The sequence below is a fragment of the Flavobacterium azizsancarii genome, assembly GCF_027980145.1.
GTDB lineage: Bacteria > Bacteroidota > Bacteroidia > Flavobacteriales > Flavobacteriaceae > Flavobacterium > Flavobacterium azizsancarii.
On sequence record NZ_JAMZNK010000001.1, the window covers coordinates 70,798 to 93,594 of the forward strand.

Annotated in this window: 18 protein-coding genes; 9 read left to right on the forward strand and 9 right to left on the reverse strand. The window is 34.0% G+C overall.

Annotated features, from left to right (window positions below; all coding sequences use genetic code 11):
• Positions 1-23 precede the first annotated feature (23 nt).
• From NJT12_RS00445 to NJT12_RS00460, 4 genes are all read right to left on the reverse strand, one after another.
• Entirely contained in the window at positions 24-770 is a 747-nt protein-coding gene (locus NJT12_RS00445; RefSeq protein ID WP_271333953.1) for a hypothetical protein, read from the reverse strand.
• Positions 771-794: 24 nt separating this feature from the next.
• Positions 795-1,508 carry a hypothetical protein gene (locus NJT12_RS00450; protein ID WP_271333954.1) on the reverse strand — a complete coding sequence of 238 codons (714 nt, stop codon included), beginning with the start codon at positions 1,506-1,508 and terminating at the stop codon, positions 795-797.
• A 770-nt stretch (positions 1,509-2,278) separates the two neighbouring features.
• Positions 2,279-3,619, reverse strand: a complete 1,341-nt coding sequence (locus NJT12_RS00455) for an ankyrin repeat domain-containing protein (RefSeq protein WP_271333955.1) — start codon at positions 3,617-3,619, stop codon at positions 2,279-2,281.
• A 36-nt stretch (positions 3,620-3,655) separates the two neighbouring features.
• On the reverse strand, positions 3,656-4,837 hold the full coding sequence (locus tag NJT12_RS00460; protein WP_271333956.1) for an ankyrin repeat domain-containing protein: 1,182 nt from the start codon (positions 4,835-4,837) through the stop codon (positions 3,656-3,658).
• Positions 4,838-5,520: 683 nt separating this feature from the next.
• Here NJT12_RS00460 and NJT12_RS00465 point away from each other — a divergent pair.
• The 5 genes from NJT12_RS00465 (at position 5,521) to NJT12_RS00485 (ending at position 11,438) form a co-directional block, all read left to right on the forward strand.
• A complete protein-coding gene (locus NJT12_RS00465) occupies positions 5,521-6,885 on the forward strand; it encodes a PSP1 domain-containing protein (protein ID WP_271333957.1) in 1,365 nt (454 codons plus the stop codon).
• A complete protein-coding gene (locus NJT12_RS00470; protein ID WP_271333958.1) occupies positions 6,869-7,348 on the forward strand; it encodes a gliding motility lipoprotein GldH in 480 nt (159 codons plus the stop codon). The genes NJT12_RS00465 and NJT12_RS00470 overlap by 17 nt, the downstream gene beginning before the upstream one ends.
• Positions 7,349-7,358: 10 nt before the next feature.
• A complete protein-coding gene (locus NJT12_RS00475) occupies positions 7,359-9,662 on the forward strand; it encodes a penicillin-binding protein 1A (protein WP_271333959.1) in 2,304 nt (767 codons plus the stop codon).
• A gap of 306 nt (positions 9,663-9,968) precedes the next feature.
• On the forward strand, positions 9,969-10,670 hold the full coding sequence (locus NJT12_RS00480; protein WP_271333960.1) for a CoA transferase subunit A: 702 nt from the start codon (positions 9,969-9,971) through the stop codon (positions 10,668-10,670).
• Between the two features lie 111 nt (positions 10,671-10,781).
• Positions 10,782-11,438 carry a 3-oxoacid CoA-transferase subunit B gene (locus NJT12_RS00485; protein ID WP_271333961.1) on the forward strand — a complete coding sequence of 219 codons (657 nt, stop codon included), beginning with the start codon at positions 10,782-10,784 and terminating at the stop codon, positions 11,436-11,438.
• 212 nt (positions 11,439-11,650) lie between these two features.
• On the opposite strand, the gene NJT12_RS00490 is transcribed toward NJT12_RS00485, so the two are convergent.
• On the reverse strand, positions 11,651-12,370 hold the full coding sequence (locus tag NJT12_RS00490; protein WP_271333962.1) for a hypothetical protein: 720 nt from the start codon (positions 12,368-12,370) through the stop codon (positions 11,651-11,653).
• Between the two features lie 245 nt (positions 12,371-12,615).
• Complete coding sequence (locus tag NJT12_RS00495) at positions 12,616-15,270, reverse strand: TonB-dependent receptor (RefSeq protein WP_271333963.1); 2,655 nt, start codon at positions 15,268-15,270, stop codon at positions 12,616-12,618.
• Positions 15,271-15,480: 210 nt separating this feature from the next.
• On the opposite strand from NJT12_RS00495, the gene NJT12_RS00500 reads away from it, so the two are divergent.
• The gene (locus NJT12_RS00500) at positions 15,481-16,368 is read left to right on the forward strand and encodes an SAM hydrolase/SAM-dependent halogenase family protein (protein WP_271333964.1); all 888 of its coding nucleotides are present in this window, start codon (positions 15,481-15,483) and stop codon (positions 16,366-16,368) included.
• A gap of 245 nt (positions 16,369-16,613) precedes the next feature.
• Here NJT12_RS00500 and NJT12_RS00505 read toward each other — a convergent pair whose 3' ends face one another.
• Positions 16,614-17,141, reverse strand: a complete 528-nt coding sequence (locus tag NJT12_RS00505; RefSeq protein WP_271333965.1) for a DUF6646 family protein — start codon at positions 17,139-17,141, stop codon at positions 16,614-16,616.
• Between the two features lie 47 nt (positions 17,142-17,188).
• A complete protein-coding gene (locus NJT12_RS00510) occupies positions 17,189-17,923 on the reverse strand; it encodes a metallophosphoesterase family protein (RefSeq protein WP_271333966.1) in 735 nt (244 codons plus the stop codon).
• A gap of 189 nt (positions 17,924-18,112) precedes the next feature.
• Here NJT12_RS00510 and NJT12_RS00515 point away from each other — a divergent pair, with 189 nt between their 5' ends.
• The 3 genes from NJT12_RS00515 (at position 18,113) to NJT12_RS00525 (ending at position 21,006) form a co-directional block, all read left to right on the forward strand.
• Positions 18,113-19,225 (forward strand): hypothetical protein, encoded by a 1,113-nt coding sequence (locus NJT12_RS00515; protein ID WP_271333967.1) that lies wholly within the window; start codon positions 18,113-18,115, stop codon positions 19,223-19,225.
• Positions 19,226-19,327: 102 nt separating this feature from the next.
• Positions 19,328-20,410: a DNA polymerase IV gene (dinB, locus tag NJT12_RS00520; protein ID WP_271333968.1), complete on the forward strand. Its 1,083-nt coding sequence runs from the start codon at positions 19,328-19,330 to the stop codon at positions 20,408-20,410.
• A 101-nt stretch (positions 20,411-20,511) separates the two neighbouring features.
• Positions 20,512-21,006: a PAS domain-containing protein gene (locus tag NJT12_RS00525; RefSeq protein ID WP_271333969.1), complete on the forward strand. Its 495-nt coding sequence runs from the start codon at positions 20,512-20,514 to the stop codon at positions 21,004-21,006.
• Between the two features lie 133 nt (positions 21,007-21,139).
• Here NJT12_RS00525 and NJT12_RS00530 read toward each other — a convergent pair whose 3' ends face one another.
• Entirely contained in the window at positions 21,140-22,744 is a 1,605-nt protein-coding gene (locus NJT12_RS00530; RefSeq protein WP_271333970.1) for a fumarate hydratase, read from the reverse strand.
• Positions 22,745-22,797: the final 53 nt, after the last annotated feature.

A 22,797-nucleotide genomic window follows, 5' to 3' on the forward strand; every position in this document is an offset into this window, starting at 1 on the left:
GATATTCATTAATAAGTATTGTTTTACTCTTCTGAAACTTCAAGCTTATCAAAATCTTCTATTTCAGATAATTTAAGTAGTTTTATTTTATTGATTTTTGTTTCCTTCTTTTCAAACATCTCAGGTTCATCGATATTCGGGTTTGCGTTTTCGTTTACTATTTTTTTTCTGGTTAAGAAATTTATACTTGTTTCAGTAAGAACTGTAGGTCCGTGATTGCTACTTGCATCGTAGCCAATAAGTTCAAGATCTGAATTTTGAAGTCTAAACATATATCTCCAATAGCCGTATCTTCCGTGGGCATAATGTACAAAAAGTTTTCCTTTGGTTATTTCAACGCCTAGTTCCGGTGCAAAATAAACACCGCCTTCTTCATTTTCAGAAGAAAAACAGTCATAGTTTTTAACAGCCAGTTCGTAACCTTTATTTTTGTTTAACAGAACGATAATGCCCCTGCGATTACGATCTAATTCACCGCGGTATTCGTCTTTAACGATCTCACTTTTGTTAGTGCCTTTTATAATTAGAACACAGTCTTCGATTTTATCTTTATTTAAATCACCATAAATGGTATCAAAGATTACATAGCCTTTTGGAACAAAATCTGCAGGATTTTTTCCTATTTCAATTTCTGAAATCTCATTTTCAGGAACTTCTTCCACCACATTAAGGGCTTCCTGAATTTGTGCTGGTCCTTTTTTTGTTTTACTGCAATTAACGTTTCCTAATAATATTAAAATTGCTGTTGTAAATATTAAGTATTTATTCATAAATGTCTAATGGTTATGTTTCTGTTAGTCTTTCTCTGCTTTTACTTTATTTTTAGACTTTAATTTCCATTTCCCGTTTTTTCCAATGTATTCGTAATCAATCATATGTTTTCCTGTTCGGTGCTGAAAATGTTTTTTTATGGGTATAATAGTAAGATCGGTTTTTAAAAGATAACTGCTTTCTTCAGATCTTCCATAAGCGCTTCCATAAAGTTCGGTATTTATAGTGCTGGTTTCTTTGTCAAATTCAGGTCTGTTCCAGATATCAGTATCGTCAGCTGTATTATAGAGCCTTACGAGTTTTTGTTGTGTTTGATCATTAATAAATATAATGGTCCATTCATTAGTATTTACATTAGAAAATACCCAACACAGTAGATCTTCGTCTCCATCATTGTCAAAGTCGATAATTTTAAAATTTGAAATAAGCAAATCATTATCAAAGTTCCAGGGAAAAGGTTGATAACTCATATTTTCCTGAAATTGAAATTCATTGTTTTTTAATTGATAAAGTGACGCAATTGAGTCATTTTGTAAACGGAAAGAATATTTTAAGGGAATTTCACCTTTTAATTCAAATTCGCATTCAGGTTTTTCTTTAGTAAAATCAATATCATCTATGCTTGATGAATCGGCAGGAAAGTTGACTTTAAAAGTAAGAACTTTTATAGAATCATTTTGTGCTTGTGAGTAAGAAAAGGCTAATACAATTAATAAAAGTGAGAAAAAATGTTTCATTATGAGGATAATGTTTAATGTTTTTTAAGTGGAATTTATATTTTATAAAAATAGTTCATTTATGAAAACCCTCTATTTATAAAAGTACCATCACCTCGTTATCAGCTCAAAATAGTAAGAGAAGGCCTGTGCAAACGTGCAATTCGCAACTAGCCCGACCTAATCCAACTGAATGTTAGGCAGCGTATATTTTGTGTTCAGTACTATTTGAATTTTTGATAGTTTTTGTTCCAATATTCTTCGATGAAATTCCATTTGTCTGCATTACAAGGTAAGACTGAATATGGAAGTTTTTTTATCAATTTTAAATTATTTTCATCATTTTTAAGCACCTTATAAACTTGAATACTTTGGGATTTTGCTTCTTCATCACAACCTTTCCCATAGATATTGCCTAATTCAACCTTTTCAAAATTTTTGAATGTAAATAGTTTGCTTGTTCAATTGATATCGGCGCAACCTGCCCGGCAATAGCTATACCAATAATTAGGATTGGATTTTAGTTGAACAGGCTCACGGATACGTTCAAAACCTATAGATTTCACAAAAGTATTATTTAATGAATCATACAGATAAAGTTCATGGTCACCCCTCTGTTCTCCACGAGAAAACAAGATGTCGAAATAACCATCATTATTAAAATCTATAAATTCTTGATTAGAAAGTCCGCCTTTGTCAATGTAGGTTGTAAAATTTTTTAAAGATATGCTTAAAAAAAAGCTATAAGTTTTTAGACCTGACAGATTTTAAAAACCTGCCAGGTCTGAATTTTATCCTTTTAGGATTTTACTTTTCTCTGTCTCAAATTCTTCAGTATTTAAAATACCGGCATCTAAAAGTTCCTTAAGATCCAATAAAGCTTTTTTCTTTTCTTCCATAGAACTTACTGTACTATTGTTTTCTTCTGTTGCAACTGTTTTAATTGGAGTAACAACTGTTCCGGATGGCGCAACTTTCAAAATCATTTCGGTAATTTCATTAAATCCTTTTACATTTGAGTAATCAATAGCTTTTTGTTCTTTCACGTTTACGATTGTGGCATCGGCGTTGTTTTCAAGTAAATACTTCACTACATCTTTTTTGCCGCTTGCCGCACTGTAATGCAAAGGTGTATTTCCGGATTCGTCTTGTATGTTGATGTTTGCGCCTGCGTCGATCAGCAGTTTGGCCATACTCAGATTGCCTTTTTTTGTGGCAATATGCAACAGGCTTTCGCCACCATAACTGTAACTGCTGTTGAGTGTAAAACTAGAATCGACCGCAATATTCGTTGCGCTGATCACCCAATCCAGGTAATCATTCATCGATGAGGTATCTTCGGCAACTGGTTTGCTAAAGTTTACATCAACCCCATTGTCTAAAAATAAGCCCACGATTTCTTTTTGATTGTTGCTGCAGGCGTACCAAATAGGTGAATGACCACTACTGTTTGAAGTAAATACATTAGCACCTCTTTCAACTAATAATTTGGCAAGCATTCTGTTGGTTTCGTAACACGCACTGAGCAGTGCATTTTCACCTGCGTGATTCATGTGGTTAATGTCGGCGCCATTGTCCAGCAGCAAAGTTACCATTGGTAAAGATTTTGTGTAACAAGCGAAAATCAAAGGAGTATTTCCTTGTTTGTCAGTGGCGTTAATATTAGTGTCCTTATCTAAAAGTAATTGTATTATTTCGCGATTTTGTTTTCTGGAAGCAATTAACAGAGGTGTTTCGCCATTGTTGTTCAAAAGATCCACATCTATTCCGGCGTCTAATAATTTTGAAGCTATTTCAACTTGTGCAGTCTGAACTGTTAAATGCAAAAGACTGTTACCGCTTTTGTCGTTGATTTCAATTTTTGCACCATTTTCCAGGAGATAAAGTGCAGTTTGTTTTTGCTTTTGCAAACAGGAGAAGAATAAAGGCGTTTCTCCCTCGTGATCTTCATAATTGATATCGGCACCATCTTCGCATAATAGTTTCACGATATCCAGATATCCTCTGTGGGCGGCATAATGCAAAGCTGTTCTTCCTTTTTCATCGGTATATTTTACATCAACTTCTTTATTTTGAAGCAGTAATTCGGCTATTTTTCTGTTGCCGTTTTCGCAGGCAAGTATAAATGACATGGACATATATTGTTGTTTTTTTATATAATTTTGTTCTTAGGATTTCATTAAAAGTTCGACAGTTTTTATTTTAAGGTTGTCTTCCGAAGCAATCATAAGGGCAGTTTCGTCTTTATCATTCGTAATGTTTTTATCAGCACCGTTTTCCAATAATAATTTTACTTTTCTATACGTTTCTTTTGCAGTTTCGGCATCATAATTTACGTTGTATTCACAAATTTTATGCAATAATGTGTTACCCTCATTGTCCTGTTCGTTGAGGTCAATGGATGAAGTATCCAATACAGATTTTAGAATAGTGGCGTTTTTTTCTGCAATATAATCCAATGCTGATTTTGGTTTTCCGTAGTATTGAGCACAATAATTAAGATCAGCACCATCTGATAATAATCGTTCTAAAAATTTCAAACTACTTTCTGAATCTGACATCGATCGGATATATTCTGTTAATAACGTTCGTTCGTTTTTGTTGATGATATTGAAATTTACAGTACAAGCAGCAGCCAAAAGATCATACATTTCATAAGAAGATTGCTCGGCTACAGCATAATAAAAAGCATTGTTCTCGAGGTTGTCTGTTTCATTTGCATCTGCGCCATTATCAAGCAATAATGCAATGTATTCTTTTTTGACCTTTTTTACCGCACAAAGTAAGGCTGTTGTACCAACGATATTTTTTTCATTAATATCGAGACCGTTTTCCACTAATAAACGAATGTATGCTGCTCCTTTTTCTGGATCTAAACCGTAAATGTTTATAACACGGTAAATCAAATTTTCTCCCGCATTGTTTTTAAACTGAGTATTACAGCCAGAATCTTCAATTAGACTTTTAATAAGGGGTGCTGCAGCTCCTTTCTCGATGCAATATCCTAATAAAGTCTGGTCGCTGACTTCATCATTAATATTTTCCATTTTTGACATCAGAGCTTTAAAAAATGAAACAGATTCTTCGTCACCTTTTAAATCCCGGGAAACAGTACTAAAAATAGATTTGTCAAAATTGTCCAGTTCATAAATATCTGTTTCGATAAAACCCGCTTTTATCAAAGCATCTATTAGATCAATAGCTTTTGCGTTAAGAATTTTAGTGATTATTTGCGAAAAATTGTTTTTAAGATATTGCTCGTTAAACGATTCTCCGTTTTTAAGCGCTGCTCTGGCAGCATCGAAATTCTCCTGAAAGATGTATTCTCCTATTTTGTTTTGTGTTGACATGTTTAAAAAAATTATGAAAATGAATATAAAACTTAAAATTATTATTTATGTGAATTTTTGGAATAAAAAAAGAGTTGTAAAAATTAAAACGTAAAATATAAAGCCGTAGTGCTTAATTATTGTTGTTGTGAAACAATTTTCCTGTTACGAGTTATCGTTGTCGCTACGAAATCAAAAGGCTTCGCAGAGAGGGCTAGAAGACAAATTAAAATTGATTACTTAAAAAATGATTTGCCAAATCACAAACTTATTTGCTGTTTAGCGGATTGTCAGCAACTTCCTGTATTATTACAATATATTGATTTTATTTAATGCCTTTAGTGCCATTTATTACTCTGTTTAACATCTAGATTGTATATTGTATTGAAAAGTTGACGAAGAGAATGAACGAGAAGTTTTTCATAATCTTTATTAAAATATTTTTCCATCTGTTCAATTGTTTTTTTGCAACCCGCAAAGTTCTAATAATATGCTCTTGAAGTTTAATGTGATACGACAAATTAGTAATAGAATAAGACATTTTAAACAACGTCTTAAAAATATTATGCCTTATAAATGAGTAGTTTACCTATTTAACAGAGCTTTAGAATAATCGATAAAAAAGCAAACTAAAAAAAATACTATCTTTACGGATTCAAACGTTTATGAACTTAAGCTGCTTTTGCAGCACTACATATAAAATTATGGCATGTACAAGTTGTTCAACCTCAGATGGTGGCGCACCAAAAGGTTGTAAAAATAATGGGACTTGCGGCACCGATAGCTGCAATAAATTGACGGTCTTTGACTGGCTCGCAAACATGAGTCCGTCTAATGGAGAAGCAATTTTTGATTGTGTTGAGGTTCGTTTTAAAAACGGACGTAAAGAATTTTTTAGAAATTCTGAGAAACTAACTTTAAGTATTGGCGATATTGTAGCAACTGTTGCATCGCCAGGACATGATATAGGGATTGTAACTTTGACAGGTGAATTGGTAAAAATTCAAATGAAAAAGAAAGGTGTAAATCACGAAAGCAACGAAATTCCAAAAATTTATAGAAAAGCATCCCAAAAAGATATTGATATCTGGTCTGTAGCGCGTGATCGTGAAGAACCAATGAAAGTTCGTGCACGTGAATTGGCTATTCAGCATAAACTTGAAATGAAAATTTCTGATATTGAATTTCAGGGAGACGGATCTAAAGCTACATTTTACTACACTGCGAATGACAGAGTCGATTTTAGACTTTTGATTAAAGATTTTGCAAAAGAATTCAGTACAAGAGTCGAAATGAAACAAGTAGGTTTCCGTCAGGAAGCAGCTCGTTTGGGAGGAATAGGTTCTTGTGGAAGAGAGCTTTGCTGCTCGACCTGGCTAACTGATTTTAGAAGTGTGAATACTTCTGCAGCACGTTACCAACAGCTTTCGCTAAATCCTCAAAAATTAGCCGGACAATGCGGAAAATTAAAGTGTTGTCTGAATTATGAGTTGGATACTTATATGGATGCATTGAGAGATTTTCCGGATTACGATACTAAATTAGTGACCGAAAAAGGAGATGCAATCTGCCAGAAACAAGATATTTTTAAAGGGTTAATGTGGTTTGCCTACACGAATAATTTTGCAAACTGGCATGTTTTAAAAATTGATCAGGTAAAAGAAATTATTGCCGAAAACAAACAGAAAAATAAAGTTTCATCACTAGAAGATTTTGCTATTGAAGTAGTTTCAGAACCTGAAAAAGACTTTAATAACGCAATGGGACAAGAGAGTTTAACTCGTTTTGACCAGCCAAAAAGAAAGAAAAAACCAAGTCGCAAACGCAAACCAAATGCTGAAGCTGCGATTGTGGCAACTCCAAACAAACCTCAGGCAGTTCCAAATCTAAACAAGCCGGCAGTTCCAAATCAAAATAAACCTGCGGCAGGAAATGGAAATTCAAATAAAGGGAACAAACCGAATAATAACAAGCCAAATCAAGCGAATAAAGCTAATAATTCGAATGATAACAAACCGGCTGAACCTAGAAAACCTATAATTATTACTAAAAATGAGAATAAAAAATAGCGGGATTCTTCTTTTGGTAGCAATACTTCTTTTTTCTTGTGATAAAAAAAGAGTGTTTGATGAGTACAAATCTGTTGGAAGTGCCTGGAACAAAGACAGTATTGTAACTTTTGACCTGCCGGTTTTAGATTCCACCAAAAAATACAATTTATTTATAAATTTGAGAGATAATAACAATTATCCGTTCAAAAATTTGTTTTTAATTGTGGCTATTGAAACACCTAGTGGTTTCACTAAAGTAGATACTTTAGAATATGAAATGGCAAAACCTGACGGAACCTTATTAGGAAATGGTTTTACGGATATAAAAGAAAGTAAGCTGTACTACAAAGAAGATGTAAAGTTTAAAGGAAAATATAAAGTACATATCAAACAAGCTGTTCGGGAATCAGGAAAAATTCCCGGAGTTCAGGCTTTAGAAGGTATTACAGACGTAGGTTTTAGAATAGAACAAAAAGATTAGAAAAATAGTTATGGCCATCAAGAAAAACAATCAACCTAATAGTAATAAGGATATTAACTACTATAAAAAGAAATTCTGGAGAATTTTTGCTTATACCTTATTGGGTATTTTAGCTTTCTTTTTATTTGCCTCGTGGGGTTTATTCGGATCGATGCCTTCTTTTGAAGATTTAGAAAATCCGGATTCTAATTTGGCTACAGAAATCATTTCGTCTGATGGAGTAGTAATTGGTAAATATTTCAAAACCAACAGATCTCAACTTAAGTATTCAGATTTGCCAAAAAGTTTGGTAGAAGCTTTAGTTGCTACTGAAGATGCTCGTTTTTATGATCACTCGGGTATTGACGGACGTGGAACTTTAAGAGCAGTTTTCAGTTTAGGAACTAATGGTGGAGCAAGTACATTAACGCAACAGCTTGCAAAACAATTATTTCACGGAGAAGGATCTAAGTTTCTTCCGTTCAGGATTGTACAAAAAATAAAAGAATGGATTATTGCCATTCGTCTCGAACGACAATATACCAAGAATGAGATTCTGGCGATGTATTGTAATGTATATGATTTTGGAAATTATTCCGTTGGAGTAAGTTCTGCTGCGCAAACCTATTTCTCTAAAGATCCAAAAGATTTAACGATGGATGAATCAGCTATGTTAGTTGGTATGTTCAAAAATTCAGGTTTATACAATCCGGTTCGTAATCCTGAAGGAGTAAAAAATCGCCGTAACGTTGTGCTTTCTCAAATGGAAAAAGCCAAAATGATTACAGAGTCTGAGAAATTAAGATTACAAGCTTTGCCGATTGCCTTAAAATTTAAATTAGAAAGTCACCGCGAAGGAACAGCTACGTATTTTAGAGAATATCTTCGTGATTATATGAAAAAATGGGTGTCTGAAAATAAAAAACCTGATGGTTCAGATTATGATATCTACAAAGATGGTCTGAAAATTTATACTACTATCGATTCAAGAATGCAGTCATATGCTGAAGAAGCTGTTTCTGAACATATGAAAAATTTACAACAACAGTTTTTTATTGAACAGAAAACCAATAAAAATGCGCCTTTTGTAAATATTTCTCAGGCAGAAACGGATCGACTAATGATGCAGGCGATGAAAAATTCTACGCGTTGGGCCATTATGAAAGATATGGATAAAAGTGAAGATGATATCATTGCTTCTTTCAAGGTAAAAACAAAAATGCGCGTATTTACCTGGAAAGGTGAACGTGATACAGTAATGACACCGCTTGATTCTATTCGTTATTTTAAACACTTTTTGCAATCTGGTTTAATGGCTATGGAACCGCAAACCGGAAATATTAAGGCATGGGTTGGCGGAATCAATTATAAATATTTCCAATACGATCACGTTGGGCAAGGGGCGAGACAAGTAGGTTCTACTTTTAAACCGTTTGTGTATGCAACTGCAATCGAACAATTGAATATGTCTCCTTGCGATTCTATTCTTGACGGACCATTTATGATTCATAAAGGGCGTCATAATGTTACTGCGGATTGGGAGCCAAGAAACTCTGATAACAGATACCGCGGTATGGTTACATTGAAACAAGGTCTGGCAAATTCGATCAATACCATTTCTGCAAAATTAATAGATCGCGTAGGACCGGAAGCTGTTGTCGAATTAACGCATAAATTAGGTGTGAAAACTGAAATTCCTGCACAGCCATCCATTGCACTTGGTGCTGTTGATATTACGGTTGAAGACATGGTTGCTGCTTACAGCACATTTGCAAATCAGGGAGTATATGTAAAACCGCAATTTTTAAGCCGTATTGAGAATAAAAGCGGAGAGGTTATTTATGAACCAATTCCTGAATCTCACGACGTTTTAAATAAAGATATTGCTTTTGCAGTAATCAAATTATTAGAAGGTGTTACTGAAACCGGTTCTGGTGCACGTTTACGTACGCAAGGAGGTGGAAGCGGAGACAAGCGTTGGACAGGATATCCGTATATGTTCAGGAATCCTATTGCCGGTAAAACAGGAACAACTCAAAACCAGTCTGATGGTTGGTTTATGGGTATGGTGCCTAATCTGGTAACTGGAGTTTGGGTAGGTTGTGAAGATCGTTCAGCACGTTTTAAAAGTTTAACTTACGGACAGGGTGCAACTGCAGCATTGCCAATTTGGGGTTATTTCATGAAACTTTGTTATGCTGATGCCGGACTTAAGGTTTCGAAATCAGAGTTTGAACGACCAGCAAATCTTTCGATAAAAGTAGATTGTTACAGTGCTCCAAAAGTAAAAGATACCACTGCAACAGAACAAAATACAGACGAATTCGAACTGTAGTTTAAATTCACTTTAAAATAAAAAATCCTTTTGTAATCTTCAGTAATTTAGAAGAAAACAAAAGGATTTTTTTTGGAATAAGATCTTACCGCAAAGAGCGCTAAGATTTATACAAAGTTCGCAAAGCTATTTAATAAATTACGCTTTGCGGACTTTGCATTTTTTATTGTGAACTCTGCGGTTAATTGCAGTTGGCTGTTAAATTACAATGAAATAAAATGTAGATTTATTTTTTACGAAATCGTTATAATTTGATCTAAAAATCTTATTTTTATCAAAAATATACAGTTATAAAGACAGTTTGTTATGATTACAAAAAAAGTAAATAACGTTCAGGATGCTACAGAAGGAATCGAAGGCGGAATGACTATTATGTTTGGTGGTTTTGGTTTGTGCGGAATTCCTGAAAATACTATTGCGGCATTAGTAAATACAACAATTTCAGATTTAACCTGTATTTCGAATAATGCCGGAGTTGATGATTTTGGTTTGGGATTGCTTTTGCAGAAAAAACAAATCAAAAAAATGATTTCGTCTTATGTTGGTGAAAATGCCGAGTTCGAACGTCAGATGCTTTCAGGAGAATTAGAAGTTGAACTTACTCCACAAGGAACTTTGGCTGAACGTTGTCGTGCTGCACAAGCTGGAATTCCTGCTTTTTTTACTCCTGCAGGTTATGGAACTGAAGTTGCTGAGGGAAAAGAAGTCCGTGAATTCAACGGAAAGATGCATATCATGGAAGAAGCATTTAAAGCTGATTTTGCGATTGTAAAAGCATGGAAAGGTGATGAAGCCGGAAATCTGATTTTTAAAGGAACTGCAAGAAACTTCAATGCTTGTATGGCCGGAGCTGCAAAAATTACAATTGCCGAAGTTGAAGAATTGGTTCCTGTTGGAACTTTAGATCCAAATCAAATTCATATTCCGGGAATTATGGTGCAACGCATTTTTCAGGGTGAGAAGTTTGAGAAAAGAATCGAACAACGAACTGTTAGGGTTAAAAATTAGATAATTAGAAAATGTGATAATTAGATAATTGATTAGATTGTGCGAAATGTAGCATTATCTAATTGACTCATTTGCACATTGACACATTTAAAAATTGACACATTCAAAAATATGTTAACAAAAGAAGATATTGCAAAACGAATTGCAAAAGAAGTAAAAGACAGGTATTTTGTCAATCTTGGTATTGGGATTCCAACTTTGGTTGCGAATTATGTCAGAGAAGATATTGCGGTTGAGTTTCAAAGTGAGAACGGCGTTTTGGGTATGGGACCATTTCCTTTTGCGGGAGAAGAAGACGCGGATGTTATCAATGCAGGAAAACAAACAATTACCACGCTTCCGGGTGCGAGTTTCTTTGATTCGGCTTTTAGTTTCGGGATGATTCGCAGTCAAAAAGTAGACTTGACGATTTTAGGAGCGATGGAAGTTTCAGAAAACGGAGATATTGCCAACTGGAAAATTCCCGGCAAAATGGTAAAAGGAATGGGAGGCGCAATGGATTTGGTAGCATCTGCCGAAAATATAATCGTGGCCATGATGCATGTTAATAAAGCAGGCGAATCTAAAATTTTGAAAAAATGTACTTTGCCATTAACGGGTGTAGGATGCGTTAAAAAGGTTGTAACTGAATTAGCAGTTCTCGAAGTAACAAAAAATGGATTTAAGCTCTTAGAACGTGCGCCAGGTGTTTCTGTACAACATATCGTCGCTTCGACAGAAGCAGATTTGATTATTGAGGGAGAAATTCCGGAAATGGATATAAAATAAATTCTCAGTTTATTTTAAAAATGTATTAAGGCCAGCTTTTTAAAAGGCTGGCTTTTATTTATAGATTATTTTAAAAATTTAGTCAGTGACAGATATGCTGCTTTATAGATTATAACCAACATGGTGATTTTGCAGATTCATGCGAAGCAGTTTCTACAGCAACTCTGGTAACTAAAATAGCCTAGCAGTTTTAATTGCGGGCTTTTCTATAATTATTTTTTAAAGTCAAAATTATCAATAGAAACTTCTTTTTTTCTATAAATTTTACCCTTTGGAGTTAGTAGTTGCTTTTTCCATTGGTCGTTTTCAAAATAAATTTTTATAGTATCTGAATAAGTAGCTATTCCTATAGTGTCATTATTGTCATCTTTATAATCAAAAGAAACACTTCTGGAATAAAATGTTTGTTTCTCATTTTTTGGATTCGCATTTAGAAATACAGTCCAGGAACCTACTCCGCTATCACTTGAAGATTCCCATTCATGCACTAATTGTAATTTTTTATCGGCGAGATAAAATAAATATTGTTTTTGTAAAGAACCATCAGTCTGAACACCATAATCAAGTTGAATGAAAGGAGAAACTGAAGAATCATCATCTGGAGATAAACCATAATTTGCACTCCATTCAGAATCCTTAAAACAATCATTAATAGTAAGATCTTTAGAAGCAATTTGTTTATTATTAGTATAAAAAGCAAGTCTGTATTGAACATTTTCGTTGCCCTCTTTCGTTACTGTCTTTTTTAATAATGAAGCTATTATATAATTGGTTTTTGTGTCATAACCTGAAATGGCAATTGTGTCTGTTTTTAAGACTTTTACCTGAGGAAGCTCAGTTTCTATTTTACTGCCATTGTTTATGTTTGGGTCAATTTCTTTTTTACAACTTGCGACAATCAACAAAAGAAAAAAGAGGGGTAATTTTTTCATTTTTAAATTTTTTTACAAATGTAATTTGGGAAAAGCGAATTGACAAATGCTTTAAGATGTTTTTATAAGATTTACTTTACGCTAAAAGTAATATGTTTCATTAAAAAGTAGTAGGTCAAAAAAATCAAATTTAATAATTCAATCTAAATATAAAAGCAAAAACCGCCGATATAGGCGGTTCTATTGTAAATAAGACATTGTTTCTTTCCGATTTTATGGCTCATATAAAAGCTTTGAAATTAGATTTACAAAGTAAAACTCATGCGGGTAAAGTAATATGCTCCCGTTGTACCCATTTGTACCGGCGCATATTTAAACACTCCATAGTAACTGTTCTCGTAAATTTGTCTGTCCGGGAAAATATCAAATAAATTGTTTGCTCCCAATGCAACCTGAATTTTTGGAGTTATTTTGTAAGCTACAGTCATATCTGTAACCACTTTTCCGTTGTGTTTCTGGATTCCTCCAAAAGGAAAACCATCACGAATTACTTCTCCAAAATAAGTATTTCTCACTAAGAAATTCCATTTTGTCAAACTGTAATTGATTGCAAAAGTACCTTTGTGTTTAGGTGTATTTGTTTCTATCAGACTTCTTTCCTGAGGTCCGTAATACACATCTTCCTGACCAACAAATAAAAGCGGAATATTATTTAATTTATCATCTACTTGATTAGCATTGTAGTTGTACAATAACGAAAGATTCATTTTGCCGGGACCAACATTCATATCATAATCAATAACCACATCAACTCCGTTTGTAGTAGTGTTAATGGCATTAGTAAAGAAACGTCCGGTTTGAGCACCGTATTGTGCAAACAAATCACGTAGTGCAGGAACAGGTTCTCCAGCAGCATCATTTCCTAAATTTCCTGTAAGAATGATTCTGTTATCAATTCTGATGTGGTAATAATCAGCAGTAATGTGTAGTTTTTTGGTTGGAGAAAAAACGATTCCAAAACTGTAATTTCTGGATGTTTCCTCTTTCAGTTTCGGGATTCCAAGTTCTTTCGCTACCTGACTGTCATTTCTAAAAATTCCCGAATTCAGAATTTGCCCGTCAACCGCATCTGTTGCAATATTATTAAAATATTGTTGATGTAATGATGGCGCTCTAAAACCTGTACTAATTGCTCCACGAACAAAAAGGTTGTCAAGTATTTTATATCTGGCAGATAATTTTCCGTTAATGGTATTTCCAAAATCAGTAAAATCCTCGTAACGTCCGGCAATTCCAATCAATAATTTATCCGTAACATCAGCTTCAACATCGGCATAAACCCCAACGCTGTTTCTGTTTTCGTTTACAGCATTCAAAGGAGAAAAACCAGGAAATGATTGCGATCCTCCATCGATATAAGAGTTTTCTTCGCCAGGAACAATTTTGTATTTTTCAAAACGATATTCACCTCCAAATGCAACACTCAAACCGCTGAAAATATCTTTATATAATCTTGAAACATCAGCATTAACGGTGTTTTGCAAGAAAGAGTGATTTCCGGCTTTAAAATTTGTCTGGCCATTATCTCCTAACGAAACGTTATTGGTATTCGATACATCATAAATAAATTTGTTCTCTCCAATAGTGTTGCTTACATCCAGTTTCCATTCTCCAAATTTAAATTTGAAACCAACAGAAGAAGAAAGATCCGTTACAACAGAGTTTAATTCAGGTTGAAATCCGAAAGGGAAAATAGAAGCAACAACATTCTCAGTCTCACTTGGTAAACGTCTGAAACCATAACCAGTTCCTTCTCTGTGACTTACTCCGCCCGAAGCATAAAACTCAATTTGATCGTTTAACGGAATAGATGCATTAAAAAATCCCTGAATATTCTGGATTTTTGCATCTCCAATCTGAAAATTAAAATCATCACGTTTCAAACCATTTTGAGCTAATAAATTATTATCAATCTGGCGTGATTGTGCCGGATTTTCAGCAAAATCGTAAGCAAAGAAGTTACCTTCAGCCGATTGATCAAAGATGATTAGGTTGTTGTTTTGAGAACGATTTGTTTTTTGGCGATCGTTGAATTCAGCTGTTAAATTGATAAAACCGCCTTTGTTGCCAATTTTTGCTCCATAGTTTAGGTTCACATTTGTAGTTTGACCATCGTTTCTAGATGTCGAACCATAAGTAGCATTTACTTCTAAACCTGCATTGTCTTTTAAAACCAAATTGATCACACCTGCAATTGCATCAGAACCATATTGTGCTGCTGCACCATCACGTAAAACCTCAATTCGTTTAATTGCCGAAGCTGGAATAGCGCTTAAATCTGTTCCAACAGAACCGTTTCCAACTGTGTTTTGGTAATTTACCAACGATGTGGTATGTCTTCTTTTTCCGTTAATCAAAACCAGAACCTGATCAGGACCTAAACCTCTTAAAGAAGCCGGATCGATATGTTCTGTTCCGTCAGCAGATGATTGTCTGTTTGAATTAAACGATGGGATCAAATAAGTAAGGATGTCATTTGTTGTAGTTTGTGGAGTTGTATTACGGATTTTTGCCAAATTTACAACGTCAACAGGAACTGCAGTTTCTAATTTGCTTTTCTTTGGATTTCTACTTCCTACAACTACAATTTCATCAAGACTGTTGCTTTCTGCAATAAGCTGAATGTCCAGAAAGTGATCTTTTGCAACCACTTCTTTCTTTTGATAACCAAATAATGAAACAATAAGTGTTGGGTTATTTACAGATGAGTTGATTGTAAATTTTCCTAAAGCATCACTCGTCGTAGTATTTTGAGTTCCTTTGATTAGAATAGTAGCAAATTCTATCGGGTTTCCATTTTCATTTGTGATCGTTCCTTTTATCTCGTGGTTTTGTGCAAAAAACAAAGTACTTGATAAAGTAAGAATTGCAGTTATGACAATTTTTAGTTTTTTTCTCATTGATGGTTTTGGTTTTGAGTATGATGTAATAATTATTCGAATAGAAGAAGCTGAAAGCTAATGCCTACTATTTATATAGAGTATTGAATAAAATGCAAATGTAATTGTAAATAATCGAAATCGTTTAACGAATTACTGTTTTTTATAAAAAGAAGACTTTAAAATTGGGCTTAATAAAATATCTTTGCTGAAAATTTAAAAAGAGAAAAAATGAAAGTACGTTTATTACTTTTTTTGTGCGCTCTGACATTTAATGGTTTCGCACAAAATAATGTATTGGTTTTTCAATCAGATTTTGGTTTGAAAGATGGGGCAGTATCTGCTATGAAAGGGGTTGCAATGGGGGTTTCTACCGATATTAAAATATTTGATGTAACGCACGAAATCCCGGCATTTAATATTTGGGAAGCGGCTTATCGTTTGTCTCAAACGGCACAATATTATCCTGCAGGAACTGTATTTGTATCTGTTTGTGATCCCGGAGTTGGTACAGCAAGACATTCAGTAGTTTTACTGACTAAATCAGGTCATTACTTTGTTACTCCGGACAACGGAACTTTAACTTTAGTTGCGGAACAATTAGGAATTCAGGAAATTCGTGAAATCGACGAAGTAAAAAACCGTCGTCAGAACTCAAATGAATCTTATACATTTCACGGTCGTGATGTTTATGCTTTTACCGGAGCTCGTTTAGCGTCTAAAACTATTACTTTTGAAGAAGTTGGGCCTAAATTGCCAAATGAAGTAGTAAAAATCGAGTACCAAAAACCGGTTTTCGAAAAAGGAATTATCAAAGGCGGAATCCCGATTTTAGATATTCAATACGGAAATGTTTGGACTAACATCGATAAAAAAACATTTGCTAATTTAAATTTAAAAGCAGGTGATATGGTGAAAATTCAAATCTTCAACGGAACTAAAAAAGCATATGAAGGGAAATTAAAATTGGTACATACTTTTGGAGAAGTTCCTGTTGGGACTGATGTTTGTTACTTCAATAGTCTTTTAAACTTTTCATTGGCAGTAAACCAAGGAAGTTTCTCTGCAAAACATAAAATCTATAGTGGAGCTGACTGGAGTATTTTGGTTAGTAAATAAATAGCAATTACAGCTTAAAACGATAAAACCGCCTGATCAGGCGGTTTTTGTTTTTAAATAAATACCACAGAGTGTACAAAGTATTTTTATCAATTAGGTTTAATAAAAACACAGAGAACACAAAGCTTTGAAAACATTATATTATGTGGGCATTGCGATAATTAAGGCCTAAAAAAAACCGCCCAATTAGGCGGTTTCATATTTTATAAACTTTGCGACTTAGTGTCTTTGTAGCAAAAGGCTTTTTACAAATTAAAAGAAGCTCCTAAACTAAAAGTTGTCTGATTGTTCAAATGATCAAATACACCATTGTTATTGCCATATTTTGCAATTGGGAAACCAATTTCTGTGAAAACACCAAATCCTTCAGTAAAGAAATAACGGCCACCAACATGACCACCAAAATTGTGTAATCCTAAGCTTAAACCTGGATAAACATCTAATTCCTTAATACCAATAACACTGCTTAAATTAGCATTAATTCTGGCTTTAGCATCAAAACGATCACTAAAATCAGGTTTGTAATCATTATAAGGAGTTGGATTACCGTGGTAAAAACCATTAAAATTATCTACGCCTAATAAGTAGTTAGCAACAAAACCAAAAGAGAAGTTTTCGCCTAAGCCAAAATCAACAGAACCCTGAATTCCTGAACCACCATCTTGTATGTTAGCACCAACGTTAACCTTAACATCTCCTTTTCCTTTAAAAGCTTGTTGAGCTTGTGTGAATCCAAATGATACTAAAAACAAAAGTGTAATTACCTTTTTCATAAACTTAAATATTTAATTTTTAAAGTGCAAAAATAACCTTTTATGAACTAATTCCTACCTTTTTCGGCAGAATACAATTCATTCAAAGGATCGCTTTGCCAGAATTCCTTGGTATCGACGTTCATAATCGTCAGAGGACCTTTAAAAGCAGCTCCCGTATCTACATTCCAAATGCAGGCTTTTTGTACCGGAACAGTTTTTCCAATTCGGGTCACCGGAGTATGCCCGATAAAAACTTCTTTGTACACCGTAAAACGTTTTGGGTAAAACAAGTCGTCTGTTTTTAAATTAGGATCTAATGAAAGTGCCATCTCCCAAAGAGTTCTGTCCCAGTAAAATAATTTTGAGAAAAACTCATACTGCACACCATTTAGATTTGTAAAACCGGCATGAACAAACAGTCGGTTTTCATTGTCCAGATGATAATCTTCTAAAGATTCTAAAAAAGCTATATGAACCTGCTTTTTCTCTTCGCTTACCTTTTTATAGGCCAAAACCGTTGCTTCTCCACCGTGTTTAAACCACAAAGTCTCGTCAATCTCTTCGGTATTATTTTTAAACCAGGACAATAATAAGTCATCATGATTTCCTCTGATGCAAATGCAGTTTTGCTTGCTTTTAAGGTCTATCAAATAATCAATTACTTGTGGCGATTGGCTCCATCCATCAACATAATCGCCTAAAAATATAAGAGTATCATCAATTGTAACTTTGGCTTTTTTCATCACTTGTTCAAGTGCGAGTAGTCCGCCGTGTATGTCGCCTATAACAAATGTTCGCATTTTTTATTATTTCGTGTAGAAATACAAAAATAAAGAAAATGATTTGTTTGTGAACATTAAGTTGTGAATCTTTAATCAGGAAAAAAGGTAGTAAATTTTATTTGAAAGAATTTTCGCTTAAAATTTTATTAAAATGCAAGTTAAAAAAAAATTATATTTGCCAAAAATTACGCCTTAAAAAATAAGTTTATGAAATCAAAAATTACTTTATTATTTATTCTTTCTTTATTTATATTATCCTGTTCGGGTGATGATGACGCCAAATCTAAACAATTCGAGTTCTTAGAATTTGAGAAAGATGTTGTGCTGCCTTCTGTTAATAGTGGTGATATTACTTTCCTAGCGATAAATTTTGATGAGAACCTGACTAACTGGGATCTTAAACTTACCGATGATGCCGGAAATGTTTTACCTGTAATACTTAGTAGTGTAAAAAAGACGGGACATGGTTACGTAGATAACGAAATACAAAGAATTGCATTTACAGCTGCTCCTAAAAATGAAGGTGTTTATACGTTAGTGATTAAAAATAAGACTACGGATCAACTCTATACGGATCATTTTATAGTAAGAAGCAAAACTTTTAATAAAATCCAATATTCATATGCTTCATCTTATAACATAATAGGAGGATGGAGTTCAAATGAACCAGAACCTACATGGGACTATATTTATTTTCAAAAGATAAAAAATACTATTCAAAGTGATCTTGTGACAACTGGTATTTCAGGAATTAAATTAGAAAATGTAACTACATTTAAGGAGTATAATATAGACTATTCTGTAAACACTGAGACGAAAAAAATAGAATTTACTCTTCCTGTAGGAGTTCCTGAAGGAAACTATTATCTGTCGGTTAGATATAGTAACTTCACTAGTGCTTATTTCGAAAAGGATATAGTAGTGCAAGAGGAAAAACTACCAAAAGTTGCTTCTATTAATAAAAATACTTTTAAAGGAAAAGAAATAATGACGCTGAAAGGAAATGATTTTAGATATAAAGTGGATTTAGATTTACTTCCAGGTTCACTATTTAGAACGTATCAAGTAAGTTCTTATTTGGTTTTTACCAATAATAACGGAACCGGAGAAATAGAATTAAGCACTTACGATAAAGATCCTAGTTTTAAATATATGAATGCTGAAGGTACAGAAATTAATTTTCCATTTCACGGACAGACTAGTGAAGAGGATTTTTACTATGGCAATGATTATCCCCGTACCTATTTTGAAGGTACGGTTCAAGTCAGAACAGGTGCATATTTAAGCGAACCGATAGCAATTCGTGTAGACTTTAAATAGTTAACATCATTTGATAAGTTTAGAAGCTGCAATTTTTTAATTGCAGCTTTTTTTATGATTTTTTGCATCTCATTTTCAAGGTTTCCTGCTTAAATTTGTAACATGTCTGAAACGCCTGTATATCGAAAAATTATCCATATTGATATGGATGCTTTTTATGCCTCGGTAGAGCAGATGGATAATCCTGCTTTACGCGGAAAACCTGTTGCTGTTGGTGGTTCAGAGAATAGAGGAGTAGTTTCTGCAGCAAGTTATGAAGCCCGTAAGTTTGGTGTACGAAGTGCTATAAGCGGGGTTTTGGCTAAAAAATATTGTCCTGAAATTATTTTTGTACGTCCGCGATTTGATCGTTACAAAGAAATTTCGAATAAAATTCATGAAATCTTTCATGATTATACTGATATGGTCGAGCCACTTTCGCTGGATGAAGCTTATCTGGATGTAACGCAGAATAAAAAAGGAAATCCAAGTGCGAGTTTGCTGGCTCAGGAAATCAGATTGCGAATTTTAAATGAGGTTGGAATCTCTGCTTCAGCAGGAATTTCGATTAACAAATTTGTAGCAAAAATAGCCAGCGATGTCAATAAACCAAACGGCCAAAAAACGGTAAATCCTGATGAAGTAGAAACTTTTTTAGAAGAATTACCAATCAGAAAGTTTTACGGTGTTGGAAAAGTAACGACTGAAAAAATGTATCAATTGGGAATTTTTACCGGAACTGACCTGAAAAGTAAATCTGTAGAGTTTTTAGAGAAACATTTTGGGAAATCAGGTGCTTTTTATTACAATGTAGTACGAGGAATTCATAACAGCGAGGTAAAATCGAATCGTATTACCAAATCAGTTGCGGCAGAGAATACTTTTGATGTTAATTTAACCTCCGAGATTTTCATGCTGGAACAACTCGATACAATTGCAACTTCACTGGAAAGACGATTGAAAAAACATAAAATTTCGGGAAAAACGGTTACGTTAAAGATTAAATACAGCGATTTTACCCAACAAACACGAAGTAAAACATTGCCCTATTTTATTTCGGATAAAAGCCTTATTTTAGAAACAGTAGAAGAATTATTATATCAGGAACGAATGAAAGATTCAGTTCGATTACTGGGTATTTCCCTTAATAACCTGAATACAGAAGAAAAAAAAGCAGTTATTGTACAATTAAAATTTGCCTTTTAACCAATATTAAACAATCGTTAAATAGAAAGTTTTTTTGTTTTGTGATGAATTTTCGTTCTATCTTTGGTTGAAAAGATTTTTATATCATTAAATAATTCGAAATGAAAAAAGCTAATTTTGATGATGTATCACATCGTAATTCGGTTCCTATTTTAGCATGGGATTTTCATTATGAATATGTAAATGAACTCAAAGCTATTTTTGCTGATTTAAAGAAAGTAAATAAGATCTCGAATCAGTTTACATGGAATGAAAAAAATCTCGAAATAGAAACGCGTATTAAGGAAGAAGTAGTTTTAGTAACAGATCCGGATCTAAAGATCGTTTTCGCATCAAACGGAATAAAAAAAATGACGGGTTATTCTGAACTGGAAGTATTGGGAAAAACGCCAAAAATGTTTCAGGGACCAGAAACTTCTAAAATTGTTTTAAAAGAGATCAGAGAAGCAATAAAATTGCAGGTTCCTTTTGAAAAAACAATTGAAAACTACAAAAAAGATGGCAGAACGTATAAATGTAAAATCAATGGTGCTCCGGTTTTTAACTTAAAAGGAGAATTGACACATTTTATTGCTTTCGAGAAAGAAGTTGCTTAAGGTATTAACCGCAAAGAATGTTTTTTGCCACGAAGTTACCAAGACACAAAGTTTTTATTTTCATATTACTTATATAAAAAAAGGCGCAAAGAAAAAATATCTTTGCGCCTTAGAGCCTTTTGGCTATAGCTTTTTATAAGTTTTCAAAGAAATCATTTCCTTTATCATCAGTAATGATAAAAGCTGGGAAATCTTTAACGGTAATTTTACGAACTGCTTCCATTCCTAATTCTTCAAAATCAACAACTTCAACTTTCAGGATGTTATCCTGTGCTAAAATTGCCGCCGGACCACCAATAGAACCTAAGTAGAAACCGCCATATTTATTACAGGCATCAGTTACTTGTTTGGTACGGTTTCCTTTTGCCAGCATGATCATGCTTCCACCATGTTTTTGGAATTCATCTACATAAACGTCCATACGCCCTGCAGTTGTTGGTCCAAAACTTCCTGACGCCATTCCTTCCGGAGTTTTTGCAGGACCTGCATAATAAACAGGATGATTTTTAAAGTATTCCGGCATTGGTTTACCAGCTTCCAACATTTCCATAATTTTTGCATGCGCAATATCTCTGGCTACAATTACAGTTCCGTTTAGTTTTAAACGTGTTTTTATTGGGTATTGAGTCAATTTAGCCAAAATATCAGCCATTGGCATATTCAAATCAATTTCTACAGGAGCTTCTAAATGTGGTGCTGTTTCCGGTAAGAACTGCTTTGGATTAACTTCTAATTGCTCTACGAAGATTCCGTCTTTTGTAATTTTTCCTTTGATATTTCTATCAGCAGAACAAGAAACGCCTAATCCTACCGGGCAAGAAGCTGCGTGACGAGGCAAACGGATGACGCGAACATCATGTGTGAAATATTTTCCGCCAAATTGAGCGCCAATAGCACTTTCCTGACAGATTTTCTGAACTTTTTCTTCCCATTCGATATCACGGAAAGCCTGACCGGCCATATTTCCTGAAGTAGGCAAATGGTCATAATATCCGGCTGATGCTTTTTTGACAGCACTTAAGTTCGCTTCGGCAGAAGTTCCGCCAATAACCAAAGCTAAATGGTAAGGAGGACAAGCCGAAGTTCCTAAATCTTTTATTTTTGCGCGAACAAAAGCATCCATTGATTTTTCATTCAATAATGATTTTGTTTGCTGATATAAGTATGTTTTATTAGCAGATCCACCACCTTTTGCCATAAATAAAAACTCATAAGAAGTTCCTTTTTTAGCATAGATATCAATTTGCGCCGGAAGATTTGATCCTGAATTTTTTTCTTCAAACATCGAAATCGGAACAATCTGTGAATAACGTAAATTACGTTTTTGGTAGGTATTGAAAATTCCTCTGCTCAGCCATTCTGCATCATCAACACCTGTATAGATGCTTTCACCTTTTTTTGCCATTACAATTGCTGTTCCGGTATCCTGGCAGCTTGGTAACTGACCTTCGGCAGCAACAGACGCATTTTGCAATAAATTGTAAGCCACAAAACGATCATTATCTGTAGCTTCAGGATCGTCAAGAATCTTTCTTAATTTTTGCAAATGTGTCGTTCTAAGCATAAACGAAACATCTGTAAGGGCTTCTTCAGCCAATAATTCTAAACCTTTTGGGTCAACAGTTAAAACTTCACGTTCTCCAAATTGTTCAACTTTCACAAAATCAGAAGTAATTTTGCGGTACTGTGTATCATCCTTTAAAATTGGATAAGGGTCTTGGTATATAAAATCAATCATTGCTTTGTTTTTTACAAAGTTAGAAATTATTTACCTAAGAAAGAATTTGAATA

Excerpts from the sequence above, each read along its gene's own strand:
- dinB (WP_271333968.1), top strand. The coding sequence starts at position 19,328 with ATGTCTGAAACGCCTGTATATCGAAAAATTATCCATATTGATATGGAT.
- NJT12_RS00515 (WP_271333967.1), top strand. The coding sequence starts at position 18,113 with ATGAAATCAAAAATTACTTTATTATTTATTCTTTCTTTATTTATATTA.
- NJT12_RS00525 (WP_271333969.1), top strand. The coding sequence starts at position 20,512 with ATGAAAAAAGCTAATTTTGATGATGTATCACATCGTAATTCGGTTCCT.
- NJT12_RS00445 (WP_271333953.1), bottom strand. The coding sequence starts at position 770 with ATGAATAAATACTTAATATTTACAACAGCAATTTTAATATTATTAGGA.
- NJT12_RS00470 (WP_271333958.1), top strand. The coding sequence starts at position 6,869 with ATGAGAATAAAAAATAGCGGGATTCTTCTTTTGGTAGCAATACTTCTT.
- NJT12_RS00465 (WP_271333957.1), top strand. The coding sequence starts at position 5,521 with ATGGCATGTACAAGTTGTTCAACCTCAGATGGTGGCGCACCAAAAGGT.
- NJT12_RS00450 (WP_271333954.1), bottom strand. The coding sequence starts at position 1,508 with ATGAAACATTTTTTCTCACTTTTATTAATTGTATTAGCCTTTTCTTAC.
- NJT12_RS00460 (WP_271333956.1), bottom strand. The coding sequence starts at position 4,837 with ATGTCAACACAAAACAAAATAGGAGAATACATCTTTCAGGAGAATTTC.
- NJT12_RS00485 (WP_271333961.1), top strand. The coding sequence starts at position 10,782 with ATGTTAACAAAAGAAGATATTGCAAAACGAATTGCAAAAGAAGTAAAA.
- NJT12_RS00480 (WP_271333960.1), top strand. The coding sequence starts at position 9,969 with ATGATTACAAAAAAAGTAAATAACGTTCAGGATGCTACAGAAGGAATC.
- NJT12_RS00495 (WP_271333963.1), bottom strand. The coding sequence starts at position 15,270 with ATGAGAAAAAAACTAAAAATTGTCATAACTGCAATTCTTACTTTATCA.
- NJT12_RS00490 (WP_271333962.1), bottom strand. The coding sequence starts at position 12,370 with ATGAAAAAATTACCCCTCTTTTTTCTTTTGTTGATTGTCGCAAGTTGT.
- NJT12_RS00530 (WP_271333970.1), bottom strand. The coding sequence starts at position 22,744 with ATGATTGATTTTATATACCAAGACCCTTATCCAATTTTAAAGGATGAT.
- NJT12_RS00455 (WP_271333955.1), bottom strand. The coding sequence starts at position 3,619 with ATGTCATTTATACTTGCCTGCGAAAACGGCAACAGAAAAATAGCCGAA.
- NJT12_RS00510 (WP_271333966.1), bottom strand. The coding sequence starts at position 17,923 with ATGCGAACATTTGTTATAGGCGACATACACGGCGGACTACTCGCACTT.
- NJT12_RS00500 (WP_271333964.1), top strand. The coding sequence starts at position 15,481 with ATGAAAGTACGTTTATTACTTTTTTTGTGCGCTCTGACATTTAATGGT.
- NJT12_RS00475 (WP_271333959.1), top strand. The coding sequence starts at position 7,359 with ATGGCCATCAAGAAAAACAATCAACCTAATAGTAATAAGGATATTAAC.
- NJT12_RS00505 (WP_271333965.1), bottom strand. The coding sequence starts at position 17,141 with ATGAAAAAGGTAATTACACTTTTGTTTTTAGTATCATTTGGATTCACA.